The organism is Falsiruegeria mediterranea M17, from assembly GCF_900302455.1.
Lineage (GTDB): Bacteria > Pseudomonadota > Alphaproteobacteria > Rhodobacterales > Rhodobacteraceae > Falsiruegeria > Falsiruegeria mediterranea.
Genome location: NZ_ONZG01000010.1, coordinates 118,026 through 131,180, shown reverse-complemented (window position 1 = coordinate 131,180; position 13,155 = coordinate 118,026). Strand labels below are relative to the sequence as shown.

Sequence of the window (13,155 nt, the reverse complement as noted above, 5' to 3'; positions counted from 1 at the left end):
GTCCTTCCTAGTCGTTTGCGGCCGCGAGGCCCTGATACAGAGAAACATCCTTTTTCAGGCCCTCGGCAAGCGCTTTTGTCTGCTCTGTTTGAATTTCGTGGTGCAGGGCCAAGGCTTCTGTCGCGAACAGGCCAGTCGGTGTCGGTACGTGGATAAACGCGCCCGAGGTGTCGGTGCCGCGCGCCATCATGGCAAAGTCCCGGTCGGCCACCTCTTGTCGTGCATTCGGGTTGATGTACCGGATGGCAAAGCCGATCCGGCGGTCGTCCGAGACGTTGGGGCCGAACCCGTGGAACGTCAGGCCATGGTGCAACGAGATCTGCCCCGGTTGCAGTTCGATGTGGGTCTTGTCTTCTTCTCGCACATCCACCGCAATCTCTTGCCCACGCGACAGCAAGTTGGTTTCTGCGAACGTGTCATTGTGCGGCATGATCGGATTCTTGTGGCTGCTTTTGACAAAATCCATGCAGCCGCTTGCGACCGTCGCGGGCGAGAGCGCCACCCAGGCCGTGACCTGATCCGAGGTTTCTCCCAAGCCCCAGTCAGTCAGATCCTGGTGCATGCCGACGACGTGCTTTGTGTGGGGTTCCTTGATGAAGAATTCGGCCGACCAGATCATCAGGTCTGGGCCCAGAATGCCCTCGACTGCGTCCAGGATGCGCGCATCGGTCGCTAGCTTGGCCGCCAGCGGCATCACCATATGAGCATGGTTGCGTTTGTAGGTCATCAGCGGCTTGGGCAGATCAGCCGCCAGCCAGTCTCGTTCGATCTGTTCCAGTCCCGCCCGTATGTCGGATGCTTCCTCAGCGGGCATGATCTGGATCGGAAAGAGGAAACCCTCTGACCAGTATTGGTCTTTTTGCGCCTCGGTCAGACGACCGTAATCCAGGGAAAGGGGCTGCGGCATGATGGCTCCTGCGGGCTGCGGCTGTGTTGCTCTACGCTAGACGGGGTGGCAAAGATCTCAGAACGCGAAGTCTTGCAGCTGAGGCTAAGTTTTGCTTAGCCTGCTTCTCATGGCGTCTCGTATTCCCTCCCTCAATTGGCTGCGTGTGTTCGAAGCAGCCGCGCGCACCGAAAGTTTTGCGCGGGCCGCGCAGCAGTTGAACATGTCCGCGGCCGCCGTCAGCCAGCAGGTCAAGGCGTTGGAGACGCGACTGGGAGCAAGGCTCTTTGTTCGCCACCCCCATTCGGTGACCTTGACCGAGGCGGGACGAGGCTATCTTCCATCGGTTCAGCAATCGCTGCTGATGCTGGAAACGGCGACAACCGGTCTGTTCGGCGAAACGCGGCAGCAACGGGTGTTTGTTCAATCCAACATGCTCTTTGCGCATGGGTTTTTGTCCGCAGGCATCCCGCGCTTCAACCAGGCGCATCCGGACGTGCGCGTGATGCTGGGGACCAGCAATCAGGCCAGTGAGAACGCCAGCCAGTTCACCGATCTGCAGATCGTCTTTGGCAATCCGACCCTGTTTGGCGCGGCCCATGACCCTTTGCTGCAGGAACGGCTTTACCCCATGGCTTTGCCTCAGGTGGCGGACAGGATCACCGCGCCGCAGGATCTGCTGGATCATGTGCTGATCGAGGTCGCCTCGCATAGGGCGGGCTGGCCTTATGTGTTCGAGGCGCTGAAGTTGCCACAAGGCAACGCGCGTCACACATTTGTCGATAATACAATTGTGGCGGCCACAATGGCCGCTGCAGGGGGCGGTGTCTGTCTGGCACGGGCGCCTGCCAGCGACACCATTACCGTGATGTGTGGTCTTGTGCCGTGTCTACCGGGCTTTGAGGTGGCGGGTCAGGAGGGGTATCATCTCGTTTACGCCGAGACATCCGCGCTGCGTCCAGCTGCCCGGATCTTTCGCAAGTGGCTGTTGGGGTATCTAACGCCGACCTAGGACACGTTGTGCATCGGGGCCGCCGTGCCAGTCCTCGGAATGCTCCCGCCTGTCGATCAGGCATCAAGGATGCCTTCCTTCGGTTGGGCCGGGCGCCGCGCTTTGCGCGGCGGGCCGCCACCCGCAGGGGCTGGCACGTGTCGGGAGCGAGAGTGCTGGCCGGGCTCAGCGCCCGCCCCGGTCCAGTTTGGTGGAGAGGTGGATAAGGCTCTCGGACGACAAGACGCCGCGGGCTTCACCGATCCGATCGAGGGTTTCGTCCAACTCTGCCGTGGTTGCCGCGCTGACCTGCACCAGCAGATCGAACCGTCCCGATGTGGTGTGCACCACCTCGACCCCTGGCAGATTGCGCAGGCGGCTGAGGACCGCCGGGCCGGTGCGCGGCTCGATCGAGACCAGAACCGTGGCCTGCAAAGGGGGGCGTGCAGCAGCACTCAGGCGCAGGGTGTAACCCGCAATGACGCCTGTGTTTTCCAACCGTTCGATCCGGGCCTGAACCGTGGTGCGTGCCAGTCCCAGAAAACGCGCCAATTCGGTCACCGGCGTTCGAGCGTTGTCCCCCAAGAGCGACAGAAGTCTGGTGTCTATTTCATCAAGTTGCATGGCTCTTTCGGCATAATGACGAATCTTTCCTGCATGTTATTCAATCCGCCGCGTGAAATCGACGTCTGATGACCTCATCCTAAGAAAAAACGCAGTGAGGCACCGATGCAGCATCTCTCGACCCCTTGGGCCACCCCCGAAACCCATCTGAGCCGAATTCGTCCCGATCACCCGGTGATGTATCTGTCGCCTGCGGTGCTGCAAGCCACCGCACGGCGGTTCCAGCAGGGGTTCGACGGATTGGTCACCTATGCGGTCAAGGCCAATGATCGGGCCGAGGTACTGGCCAATCTGGTTGCGGCGGGTGTGACGGCCTTTGACGTGGCCTCTCCGGTCGAGATGCAGGCGGTGCGTGCGGCGTTGCCGGATGCAGTTTTGCACTACAACAACCCGGTGCGGTCCGAGGCAGAGATTGCTGCAGGCATTGCGCATCAGGTGGCCAGTTGGTCGGTGGATGATGCCACCGAGTTGGACAAGTTGGCGGAAGTACCAAAGTCCTGCGAAATCTCGGTGCGCTTTGCCTTGCCGGTTGAGGGTGCGGCTTATGATTTTGGCGAGAAGTTTGGTGCGACCAAGGATGAGGCCACAGTGCTGTTGCGGTGCGTTCAAGAGCAGGGATGGTCGCCGTCTTTGTGTTTTCATCCGGGTACGCAGTGTGAAGACGCAAGCGCCTGGGCGCGCTACATCGAAGCCGCCGCCGAAATTGCGCAAGCCGCGGGCGTCACCTTGGCGCGCTTGAATGTGGGCGGTGGGTTTGCCGCGCATCGCAATGGGCAAGCTCCAGATCTGGAGGGCGTGTTCCAAACCATCCGCGAGACGGTGGATCGGGTGTTTGCGGACACCGCGCCCGCGCTGATCTGCGAGCCGGGACGTGCCATGGTGTCCGAGGCTTTTGTCTTGGCGACGCGGATCAAGGGCATGAAACAGGACGGTCGCACCGTGTTTCTCAACGATGGCATCTACGGAGGCCTTGTTGACCTGCGGGATATGGGACTGATGGACCGGGTGCGCGTTGTATCAGATGAAGGAACTGAGCGCACAGGCTCGGGGATGGCGCGTATCGTGTTCGGCCCAACCTGCGACAGTCTTGATCGCTTGCCCGATGGGTTGGTTCTGCCGGACGACACGCAAACCGGCGATTATCTGTTAATCGCCGGCATGGGTGCCTATTCTGTCGCCATGTCGACCGTGTTCAACGGCTATGGCCTGCGCGACGTGGCAACGGTGCTTTCCTTCTCTGGACAATAAAGCCTCACGGGCTATCGTCGCGATCTGAGCCAGCAGGGAGCGCGCGATGGAAAAGTTCGGAAAAAGCCAGCCAGTCAAAAGGGTCGAAGACGTCCGCTTTCTGACTGGGCAGGGGCGGTTCATGGAAGACGTGGCCCCGGACGGCGCGCTTTATGCCGCGTTCTTTCGCAGCTCGGTTGCGCATGGGATCATCACCTCGCTCGATCTGGAGGCCGCGCGCGAGATGGATGGTGTACATCTGATCGTGACGGTTGAGGATCTGGAGGCGGCCGGGATCAAGGTGGCGATGGATGGCACCACCCTGCAAAACCGCGATGGCTCCAAGGCAGCAGCTCCTGAACGCCCAATGCTGGCACGAGGGCGCGTGCGTTTCGTGGGGGAGCCCGTGGCCATGGTGGTGGCCGAGACGCCGGAGCAGGCCCGTGACGCGATCGAAGCGATCTGGATGGACACCGAAGATCTGCCCGCCAAGACCGATCTGGCCCCGGGCGGAGCAGAGCTGCACCACGAGGCGCCAGACAACCGGGCCTTTGATTGGGGTTTGGGTGACGAAGAGGCGACGCAAGCGGCCTTTGACGCGGCGGCGCATGTCATATCGTTGGATGTGCATGACAACCGGATCATCGCAAATTCGATGGAGCCGCGCGGATGTCACGCCGCGTGGGAAGGCGACCACCTTCATTTCTCATACGGTGGGCAGGGCGTTTGGGCCATGAAGGCACAGCTTGCCGACAAGCTGGGGATGGAGCCTGAGAACCTGCATGTCATCACCCCGGATGTTGGGGGTGGATTTGGCATGAAGGCGATGCCGTACCCCGAATACATTCCCGTTGCCCACGCCGCGCGCGTCTTGGGGTGCCCCGTGCGTTGGATGTCCGAGCGCACCGAGGCAATGCTGACCGACAACCATGGCCGCGACCTGACCTCACTGGCCGAACTGGCCTTTGACGCGGATCACAAGATCACCGCCTACCGCGTGCAGACGCGCTGCAATCTCGGCGCCTACAACAGTCATTTTGCGCAGGCCATTCAGACGAACCTGTTCAGTCGTGTGCTGATGGGGGTCTATGATGTGCAGACCACCTGGCTGCAGGTCGAAGGGATCTACACCAATACCACCCAGGTCGATGCCTATCGTGGCGCTGGGCGACCCGAGGCGATCTATGTGCTGGAGCGGGTCATGGACCGCGCCGCGCGCGAGTTGGGCGTCGATCCTTGGGAGCTGCGGCGCAAGAATTTCATCAAGCCCCATGCCTTTCCTTACAAGACCGCAACGGGCGAGACCTATGACGTGGGCGACTTTGACATGATCCTGTCACGTGCTGGGGAACAGGCTGGGGCGGCAGGGTTTGCTGCGCGACGCGCTGCGGATGCTGAACGTGGCCTGCTGCGGGGGCAGGGCCTGTGTTACTATATCGAAAGTATTTTGGGCGACCCTTCCGAAGGTGCGACGGTCGAGTTCTGTGACGATGGCTCGGTCAACCTATATGTCGGGACGCAGTCGAACGGGCAGGGGCATGAAACGGTATATGCTCAATTCCTGGCCGATCAGACGGGCATCCCGGCTGAGTTGATCCGGGTTGTGCAGGGCGACAGTGACCGTATCGCGCAAGGCGGGGGAACGGGCGGGTCCCGTTCCGTGACCACACAGGCCAACGCCACCTTGGCAACGGTCGATGTGATCCTCGCCGCATTCACGCCCTATCTTGCCGACAAGATGGGGGTTCAGGAGAGCGACGTCATGTTCGACGACGAGACATTCCGCGCACCCGGGTCAAACCTGACCCCGACGCTGGTTGAGGCGGCCGAGATGGCGCGCGCGGATGGTCGAACCGACCTGCTGAGGCACGAGGCCCGGGCGCAACTGCCCGGTCGCAGCTATCCCAACGGCGCCCATGTTGTCGAAGTTGTGATCGACCCCGAGACCGGGGTGACGACCGTAGACCGTTATACGGTGGTTGATGATTTCGGTAACCTTATCAACCCGATGCTGGCCGAGGGGCAAGTACATGGCGGGGTGGTCCAGGGGATCGGTCAGGCAGTCACTGAACATGTTGTGCACGATGCAGATGGACAACTGCTCACGGCAACGTTGATGGACTATGCCTTGCCCCGCGCCGCCGACGTGCCCATGATTGAGTTTACCTCGGAACCGGTTCCGTCGACGGCCAACCCCATGGGGATGAAGGGCTGCGGTGAGGCCGGAACGGTCGGGGCGCTGGCCGCTGTGGCAAACGCCGTGCAGGACGCGCTCTGGGATCGGGGGGTGCGTCAGGCTGACATGCCGTTCACACCCCTCAAAGTATGGGAAATGATCAAGGATGGTGCTGTCGCGGCTGAGTAAGAAACTTCTGGGTTGGCTTGGACGGCCACTGCGGTCCGAGCATTCTGCAGAAACGCCGCATCGCGGACCGCGAACGCATGTGATCATTCTGGACGGCACAATGTCGACGCTGGAGCCCGGTCGTGAAACGCATGCCGGCCAGTTCTTGCGCTTGGCCTGCGAGGCAGGCTCGCAAGTATCGGTGTTCTACGAGGCCGGGGTGCAATGGAAAAGCTGGCGCACGACCTTGGACGTCATGATGGGGCGCGGAATCAACCGGCAGATCAGACGGGCGTATGGCTATCTCGCCTCACGCTACAAACCCGGCGATCGCATCTTTCTGATCGGCTATTCGCGTGGAGCATATGGCGTGCGAAGCCTGGCTGGTGTGATCGATATGGTTGGGCTGCTCAAGGCCGAGCACGCGACAGTGCGCAACATCCGGCAGGCCTATCGCCATTATGAGTGCAATCCCAGCGGCCCGCATGCCGCGGCCTTTGCGCGGGCCTTTTGCCACGACGAGACGCCAATCGAGATGGTGGGGGTCTGGGACTCGGTCAAAGCTCTGGGCATGAGGTTGCCGCTCTTGTGGCGCTGGGCTGAGGCGCGCCATGCGTTCCACAACCATCAGCTGGGCCCCAGCATCCAGCATGGCTATCACGCGCTGTCCCTGGATGAGACCCGGCAGGTGTTCACTCCGGTTCTGTGGCAATGCTCGCCCGGGTTCAAGGGCCATGTCGAACAGGTCTGGTTCCGAGGCAGTCACGGCGATGTTGGTGGTCAGTTGGGCGAATACGAACAAGCCCGTCCCTTGGCGAATGTCTCTCTGGTGTGGATGCTGGAAAAGGCCGAAGCACACGGCTTTCCTTTGCCACTGGATTGGCGCGCCCGGTTCCCAACCGATCCGGATGCGCCATCGGTCGGGACGTGGCGGGGATGGGGCAAAATCTTTCTGCTGCGCGGCCCACGCATCGTAGGGCGCGACAGATCAGAGCGGTTACACGAAACGGTCAGGCCTGAAGACGTACCGGGCGCAACCGGTGCCCCGATGGCAGAACCTACAGCCACGCATTGAGCGGGCTATCGTTATTGGAGCCGGTGGTTGCAGCTTGGGGGGCGCTCCCGCACCCGAGCGGTCCCGACTGCGTCGGCACCGCTAACGGCCTAGGGCCGAGCGCCTCGCCTGCGGCTCGGCGCGGTCTCAATTGGGGCTACTGTCTTGCAACAAACGCCATCTGCCGAGCGCAGCGAGACTCGGCCCAACGGGAGGAGGTGTCCCGCAAGGGGCATCGACGACCGGCGGGAGCACCCCGTTTTGTGCCAGACATGCAGGGTGCTGTTTGCAGAATGACAGATCGTCAGTCTATTTCATCTTCATGATGATACAGGTGGTGGACCCTGTGGCATAAAGCTTGCCGTCGTCGACACCGCGAATTTCACCATGCGCGATTCCGGTGGATCGGCCCGCGTGATCCGTGACGCCGATGGCCTCGATCTGTGTGCCCAGTTTGATCGGGCGGATGATATTCACCTTGTACTCCAGCGTCGTATAGGTCGATCCGGCAGGTACTTTGGTCCAGACCGCGCAAGCCATGCAACTGTCGAGCAGCGTACCGTACCATCCGCCATGGACACCGCCGTGGGGGTTGGTTGCACCCTCGGTTGGAGTTCCGCGAAAGATCACCTTGCCTTCTTCGACGAGGTAAGGCGCAAAGCCCAAGGTTCGGGCAATCGGCGCGCCAGGGATGTCGCCGTTCAGCACCGCCTGCATCAGTTCCAGCCCGGACATGTCGGTGATATCGAATGTGTCGCTCATGGCGCGCCTCCTGCTTTTGAGACGCCACGCTAGCAGCGGCGCACCGGGCAGCAAGCCTTACGCAACGTTCTGCAGATCGACCTTGGGCACGACGCCAAGCGCATGACACACGTCGCGCGTCAACTCAGGGCGATTGAGCGTGTAGAAATGCAATTTGTCTACTCCGCCGTCGATCAGGTCCGAGCACAGCTCGGTGCAAATTGCGGTTGCGAGCAGGTCTTCGCGATCATCGCGGACAGCCTTGGCAAATGCATCTTCGACCCATTGCGGGATGTTCGTGCCGCAGCGGCGGGCAAAGTTGCGCGCGCCCTTCCAGTTCTCGATCGGCAAGATGCCGGGTGTGATCTGCTTGTCGATCCCCGCCTTGGCGCAGGCGTCGCGGAACCGAAAAAACGTCTCGGCCTCGAAAAAGAACTGCGTCAGAGCCTCATCAGCGCCCGCGTCCAGCTTGCGCTTGAGCCAGTCGACGTCGGCCTGTGCATGCTGTGCTTCGGGGTGGATGTCGGGGTAGGCGCCGACGCGGATGTTGAACTTGCCGGTGGCGGCCAGCGCCTCGATCAGCTCAACGGAATTTGCAAAGCCTTCGGGGTGCGGCGTGAATTGCCCTTGGCCTTTGGGCGGGTCGCCGCGCAGCGCCACGATGTCTGTGACCCCGGCGGCTGCAAATTGATCGGCGATGGCCAGGGTTTCTACCTTGCTTGCATTCACGCAGGTCAGATGCGCTGCCACGTTCAAGCCCGAGGATTTGTGCAGCGTTGCCACGGCATCACGGGTCAGATCGCGGGTGGTGCCTCCCGCGCCATAAGTGACAGAAACAAAACGCGGATTCATCGGTGCCAACGTCTGAACCGTATCCCACAGGCGGAAAGAGGCCTCCAGGTTCTGGGGCGGAAAAAACTCAAAGGAAATGTCAGGCGCGGTCATCGGTGTCTCACTCATGTCTCTCGGATTTGACCTCTTGTCGCACGCGCAGCATTGTGAGACAATTTCATAATACTCAAGAACAACATGAGGATCATTGGGCGTGCATATCGAATTCCGTCATCTCAGGACGATCAAGGCCATCCACGAATGTGGCGGGCTGGCGCGCGCGGCGGATCAGTTGAACATCACCCAATCGGCACTTAGCCATCAGATCAAAGGGCTCGAGGATCAAGCCGGGGTGGAGCTGTTCATTCGCCGGTCCAAGCCGATGAAGTTGTCAGCGGCCGGCGTGCGGCTGTTGCGGCTGGCCGAACAAGTCCTGCCGCAGGTCGAGGCGGCGCAGGCCGAATTTTCCTCGCTAAGGGATGGCAAAACAGGACGGATGCATATCGCGATTGAATGCCACGCCTGTTTTGAATGGCTGTTTCCGGTGCTTGAGCAATTTCGCAAGAGCTGGCCGGATGTGGATGTGGATATCCGCCCGGGACTGGCGTTTGACGCCTTGCCTGCCTTGCAAAAGGAAGAGGTGGATTTGGTGGTGTCTTCGGACCCCGAAGAATTGCCAGGCGTCGAGTTCATAGAGCTCTTTGACTACAAGGCGGTATTTGTTGCTGCGGCGTCTCATGCTCTGGCGAAAAAGCCGTTTATTGAAGCCGAGGATTTTCGTGGCCAAACCCTGATCACATATCCGGTCGAGCGAACGCGCTTGGATGTATTCAGCCAGTTGTTGATCCCGGCCAAAGTGGAACCGGCGATGATCCGGCAGGTGGAGCTGACGGCGGTGATATTGCTTCTTGTCGCGTCAAACCGCGGGATCTCGGTGTTGCCGGACTGGGTGGTGCGCGAGGTGAAATACAGTTCGGATTATGTGACGCGTCCGCTGACGCAAATGGGGATCACACGAAGATTGTATGCTGCGGTCAGGTCCGATGACCTGGAGAAACCGTTCGTGCAGAAACTGATCAATCTGGCGAGCGCCGAGGCAAAGAAACTTCAGTCGCAATAGAAGCGGTGGCGCGGGGGCGGCGGCCATATGGTCGGGGTGCCCGCCCATATGGCCGCCGCCCCCGCGCGGTTCCGTGGTACGGACCCGTTAGAGGACTTTTACGATCTGTTTGCCCATGTTGCCGCCGCCCAGCATCGACATGAACGCTTGTGGCGCGTTCTCCAGCCCCTCGGCGATGTCTTCAACATAGCGGATCTCACCGCTGGCGATCTTGGGGGCAATCTGTCCAAGGAACTCCGGATAGCGGTCAAAGTGGTTTGAGATGATGAAGCCGTTCACGCTCAGGAAGTTCACCAGGATCGTGCGCCACAGCCCCGGCGCGCTCAGGCCCGGGTCAGAGGCTCCGGCCCCCAAACCGCCCGCATTGTACCAGCTGATCATTCCACAAATCGGAATACGACCGTGGGGGTTCATCAGCGGCATCACCGCCTCGAGCACCTTGCCACCCACGTTTTCGAAATAGATATCGACCCCGTCCGGGCAAGCCTGTTTCAGATCGGCACGCAAGGCCTTGGCGTCTGGATAGGCGCGGTGATCCAGGCAGGCATCAAACCCAAAAGTATCGGTCGCCAGCTTGCATTTGTCGGCTCCTCCGGCGATGCCTACCGTCCGCAAGCCGGCCAATCGCGCGACTTGGCCCACCATCGAACCAACTGGCCCGGTGGCTGCGGCAACAACCAAGGTTTCGCCCGCCTTTGGCCGACCCAACTCGGTCAACCCGTACCATCCCGTGAACCCTGGCATGCCAAGTACGCCGAGCGCTGTGGTGATCGGCATCTGGTTCGGGTCGATCTTGCGCATCATGTTGGCAGGCTGCACCGCATGTGTGGCCCAGCCGAACATGCCAAACGCAAAGTCGCCAGGTGCAAAATGCGGGCTGTTTGAGGCGATGACCTCGCCCACACCGCCCCCTTCCATGGTGCCGCCGATGGGCACGGGCGCGGCATAGGATTTGGCGTCATCCATCCGCCCGCGCATGTAAGGGTCGAGCGACATGTAGTGGACGCGGACCAGCACTTCGCCCTCGCCGGGCGTTGGAATGGCTGCGCTTTCATAGCTGAAATTGTCGGCCTCGGGCGCGCCGGTAGGGCGGCTGGCTAGGGCCACGCGGTACATCTGTTCGGTCATTGACTTGCTCCTCGCTGTTGGGCGACAGCGTAGGCGAGTGCACGCACAAGGCAAGCATTGGCGTTTCGTAACGCCACGATAGGCAAAAGTACGGGGGCAGCCATGCAAAAGCTGCCTCTTGGCAAGAGCGTCCGGTCCAAGTATACGCGCGATCTGACCGAACAGGAGCCCACCCGATGATTGGCAGTGCAAACCTCAACATCATGCAAAAGGCCGCGCGTAAAGCGGGGCGTTCCCTTGTGAAGGATTTTCGCGAGGTTGAAAACCTGCAGGTGTCGATGAAAGGCGCCGGGGACTTTGTCTCCAAAGCCGATATCGCGGCCGAGGCGATCCTGAAAGAGGAACTGATGGGCGCGCGCCCGACTTATGGCTGGATCGCAGAAGAGGGCGGCGAGATCGAGGGCGAAGACCCCACCCGCCGTTGGATTGTTGATCCGCTGGATGGTACCACAAACTTCCTGCACGGTTTGCCCCACTGGGCAATCTCGATTGCCTTGGAACACAAGGGCAAGATCGTCGCGGGCGTGATCTATGACGCCGCCAAGGACGAGATGTTCTTTGCGGAAAAGGGCGCGGGCGCCTGGATGAACGAAAGCCGCATTCGCGTGTCGGGCCGTCATCGCATGATTGAATCTATCTTTGCCACCGGTCTGCCGTTTGCCGGTCGCTCTGATCTGCCTGCGACGCTGCAGGATCTGGCGCGTATCATGCCGACATGTGCGGGCGTGCGTCGGTTCGGGTCTGCCGCGCTTGACATGGCCTATGTTGCGGCAGGGCGTTACGAAGGGTTCTGGGAACGCCGTTTGAAAGCCTGGGATGTGGCTGCCGGTATCATCATCGTGAAAGAGGCTGGCGGTTTTGCGCAAGCCATCGACCCCGAAGGGCACATCCTGTCGGATGGTGAAGTGATCTGCGCCAACGAGCCGATCTTTGAAACCTTTGCCAAGGTGATCCGTGGCTGACGTCTGATCCGGTGACAATCGGGATGAAAAGAAGGAGCCGGTTGGCTCCTTTTTTGTTACTTCCGATCAGAGGGATGATTGACCCCGTCATGCCAAGGGATCGGGTCGTGGTCGCGTGGATTAACGCCCGCAATGCAACCAAGGTTAACGCCGCATTCTGACGGGTCCGAGCGGCGGTGGTGGTGGGTGTAGATGCCGCAGATCTTGCAGAAATGGTGTTTTGCGGTGCCCGTGCCCCAAGTGTAGAGCGTCAGGTTTTCGGCGCCTTTGGTCACCCGCAGACTGGCGGCGATGGCGGTTACTGCGGCGGCTCCCCGGCGGCGACAGAAGGAACAGTCGCAGCGGGCGGCCGAAGCCAGGCCTTGCGGAAACTCGGCCTCAAGTTCGACTGCGCCGCAATGGCAGCTGGCGGTCAGGGTCTCGGTCATTTGCGTGGCACCTTTGGAATCCGAGAGGTTGAGAAACGGTACTCGTGTTCGGGATGCGGCGGGTGGCCATGAGTGCGATCCCAGTACGCCACTCCACCGCGTCTGAGCCAGAGCGGAATGCACAAGATGAGCCCCACGAAAAAGCCACCTGCATGCGCCCAATAGGCAACGCCACCCTCGTCCGGATTGGATCCAATGCCACCCAGAAACTGCATGCCAAGCCAAACGCCGAGCATGACAAAAGCGGGAATTGAAAAGACGCGGAAATAGATGATCAAGATCAACAGGATATCGACGCGCGCTTTGGGAAAGAGCAGCAGATAGCCGCCCATGACACCTGCGATGGCCCCCGAGGCGCCGACCAGCGGGACTGTGGATGAGGGCGAAGCCAGTACGTGCAACAACGACGCGCCTACGCCGCTGACCAGATAGAATATCAGAAAGGGGACGTGCCCCATCTCGTCTTCCATGTTGTCGCCAAAGATCCACAAAAACAGCATGTTGCCCGCCAGATGCATCCAGCCACCGTGCAGGAACATCGAACTGATCAGTGTCTCGGGCGCAAAGCCGTCGGCCGTGCGGGCGGGGATCAGGGCCCAGTCAAAGAAGAAGCGGTTGATTAGGGGCGCGTCGTTCAGGATGCCCACATAGCTGAGGAAGATCAGGATGTTGGCCGCCATCAGGGCGTAGACGACATAGGGCGTGCGCCCGGACGGGTTGTGGTCGCGGATGGGTAACATGGGGCTGACGCTGGGCTGAAAGCCGCCCAGCGTCAAGAGAGGTTAGGTCTCGAACATCGGGCAATTTTGCTCCTTGCGA

General features: G+C 60.8%; 13 protein-coding genes. 6 read left to right on the top strand and 7 right to left on the bottom strand.

Features of this window, described 5'->3' with window-relative positions:
- Positions 1–7: 7 nt before the first annotated feature.
- The gene (locus TRM7615_RS18685) at positions 8–907 is read right to left on the bottom strand and encodes a phytanoyl-CoA dioxygenase family protein (protein WP_108790448.1); all 900 of its coding nucleotides are present in this window, start codon (positions 905–907) and stop codon (positions 8–10) included.
- Positions 908–1,016: 109 nt separating this feature from the next.
- Here TRM7615_RS18685 and TRM7615_RS18680 point away from each other — a divergent pair, with 109 nt between their 5' ends.
- Positions 1,017–1,898, top strand: a complete 882-nt coding sequence (locus tag TRM7615_RS18680) for a LysR family transcriptional regulator (protein ID WP_108790445.1) — start codon at positions 1,017–1,019, stop codon at positions 1,896–1,898.
- Positions 1,899–2,063: 165 nt separating this feature from the next.
- Here the strand turns inward: TRM7615_RS18680 and TRM7615_RS18675 are convergent, their stop codons facing one another.
- Complete coding sequence (locus TRM7615_RS18675; protein ID WP_108790442.1) at positions 2,064–2,501, bottom strand: Lrp/AsnC family transcriptional regulator; 438 nt, start codon at positions 2,499–2,501, stop codon at positions 2,064–2,066.
- Between the two features lie 105 nt (positions 2,502–2,606).
- Between TRM7615_RS18675 and TRM7615_RS18670 the strand changes: the two genes are divergently transcribed.
- Genes TRM7615_RS18670 through TRM7615_RS18660 form a run of 3 tightly spaced genes read left to right on the top strand, consistent with a single transcriptional unit; the run spans position 2,607 to position 7,147 of the window.
- Entirely contained in the window at positions 2,607–3,749 is a 1,143-nt protein-coding gene (locus TRM7615_RS18670) for a type III PLP-dependent enzyme (RefSeq protein ID WP_108790439.1), read from the top strand.
- Positions 3,750–3,795: 46 nt separating this feature from the next.
- Positions 3,796–6,093: a xanthine dehydrogenase family protein molybdopterin-binding subunit gene (locus TRM7615_RS18665; protein WP_108790436.1), complete on the top strand. Its 2,298-nt coding sequence runs from the start codon at positions 3,796–3,798 to the stop codon at positions 6,091–6,093.
- Complete coding sequence (locus TRM7615_RS18660; protein ID WP_108790433.1) at positions 6,071–7,147, top strand: T6SS phospholipase effector Tle1-like catalytic domain-containing protein; 1,077 nt, start codon at positions 6,071–6,073, stop codon at positions 7,145–7,147. The genes TRM7615_RS18665 and TRM7615_RS18660 overlap by 23 nt, the downstream gene beginning before the upstream one ends.
- Before the next feature lie 288 nt (positions 7,148–7,435).
- Here TRM7615_RS18660 and TRM7615_RS18655 read toward each other — a convergent pair whose 3' ends face one another.
- On the bottom strand, positions 7,436–7,888 hold the full coding sequence (locus TRM7615_RS18655) for a PaaI family thioesterase (protein WP_108790431.1): 453 nt from the start codon (positions 7,886–7,888) through the stop codon (positions 7,436–7,438).
- A gap of 57 nt (positions 7,889–7,945) precedes the next feature.
- Positions 7,946–8,812, bottom strand: coding sequence for a methylenetetrahydrofolate reductase [NAD(P)H] (gene metF, locus TRM7615_RS18650; RefSeq protein ID WP_108790428.1), 867 nt, complete (start codon positions 8,810–8,812; stop codon positions 7,946–7,948).
- 100 nt (positions 8,813–8,912) lie between these two features.
- Here metF and TRM7615_RS18645 point away from each other — a divergent pair, with 100 nt between their 5' ends.
- The gene (locus TRM7615_RS18645) at positions 8,913–9,818 is read left to right on the top strand and encodes a LysR family transcriptional regulator (RefSeq protein ID WP_108790658.1); all 906 of its coding nucleotides are present in this window, start codon (positions 8,913–8,915) and stop codon (positions 9,816–9,818) included.
- Positions 9,819–9,905: 87 nt separating this feature from the next.
- Here the strand turns inward: TRM7615_RS18645 and curA are convergent, their stop codons facing one another.
- Positions 9,906–10,946, bottom strand: coding sequence for an NADPH-dependent curcumin/dihydrocurcumin reductase (gene curA / locus TRM7615_RS18640; protein WP_108790425.1), 1,041 nt, complete (start codon positions 10,944–10,946; stop codon positions 9,906–9,908).
- A 176-nt stretch (positions 10,947–11,122) separates the two neighbouring features.
- On the opposite strand from curA, the gene TRM7615_RS18635 reads away from it, so the two are divergent.
- Positions 11,123–11,908: an inositol monophosphatase family protein gene (locus tag TRM7615_RS18635; protein ID WP_108790422.1), complete on the top strand. Its 786-nt coding sequence runs from the start codon at positions 11,123–11,125 to the stop codon at positions 11,906–11,908.
- A gap of 56 nt (positions 11,909–11,964) precedes the next feature.
- Here TRM7615_RS18635 and TRM7615_RS18630 read toward each other — a convergent pair whose 3' ends face one another.
- Together TRM7615_RS18630 and TRM7615_RS18625 are read right to left on the bottom strand one after the other, a co-directional pair.
- Positions 11,965–12,336: a GFA family protein gene (locus tag TRM7615_RS18630; RefSeq protein ID WP_108790419.1), complete on the bottom strand. Its 372-nt coding sequence runs from the start codon at positions 12,334–12,336 to the stop codon at positions 11,965–11,967.
- Positions 12,333–13,076, bottom strand: coding sequence for a rhomboid family intramembrane serine protease (locus TRM7615_RS18625; RefSeq protein WP_108790656.1), 744 nt, complete (start codon positions 13,074–13,076; stop codon positions 12,333–12,335). The genes TRM7615_RS18630 and TRM7615_RS18625 overlap by 4 nt, the downstream gene beginning before the upstream one ends.
- Positions 13,077–13,155: the final 79 nt, after the last annotated feature.

Coding starts and splice junctions, on each gene's coding strand:
- TRM7615_RS18685 (WP_108790448.1), bottom strand. CDS start 907: ATGCCGCAGCCCCTTTCCCTGGATTACGGTCGTCTGACCGAGGCGCAA.
- TRM7615_RS18680 (WP_108790445.1), top strand. CDS start 1,017: ATGGCGTCTCGTATTCCCTCCCTCAATTGGCTGCGTGTGTTCGAAGCA.
- TRM7615_RS18675 (WP_108790442.1), bottom strand. CDS start 2,501: ATGCAACTTGATGAAATAGACACCAGACTTCTGTCGCTCTTGGGGGAC.
- TRM7615_RS18670 (WP_108790439.1), top strand. CDS start 2,607: ATGCAGCATCTCTCGACCCCTTGGGCCACCCCCGAAACCCATCTGAGC.
- TRM7615_RS18665 (WP_108790436.1), top strand. CDS start 3,796: ATGGAAAAGTTCGGAAAAAGCCAGCCAGTCAAAAGGGTCGAAGACGTC.
- TRM7615_RS18660 (WP_108790433.1), top strand. CDS start 6,071: ATGGTGCTGTCGCGGCTGAGTAAGAAACTTCTGGGTTGGCTTGGACGG.
- TRM7615_RS18655 (WP_108790431.1), bottom strand. CDS start 7,888: ATGAGCGACACATTCGATATCACCGACATGTCCGGGCTGGAACTGATG.
- metF (WP_108790428.1), bottom strand. CDS start 8,812: ATGACCGCGCCTGACATTTCCTTTGAGTTTTTTCCGCCCCAGAACCTG.
- curA (WP_108790425.1), bottom strand. CDS start 10,946: ATGACCGAACAGATGTACCGCGTGGCCCTAGCCAGCCGCCCTACCGGC.
- TRM7615_RS18635 (WP_108790422.1), top strand. CDS start 11,123: ATGATTGGCAGTGCAAACCTCAACATCATGCAAAAGGCCGCGCGTAAA.
- TRM7615_RS18630 (WP_108790419.1), bottom strand. CDS start 12,336: ATGACCGAGACCCTGACCGCCAGCTGCCATTGCGGCGCAGTCGAACTT.
- TRM7615_RS18625 (WP_108790656.1), bottom strand. CDS start 13,076: ATGTTACCCATCCGCGACCACAACCCGTCCGGGCGCACGCCCTATGTC.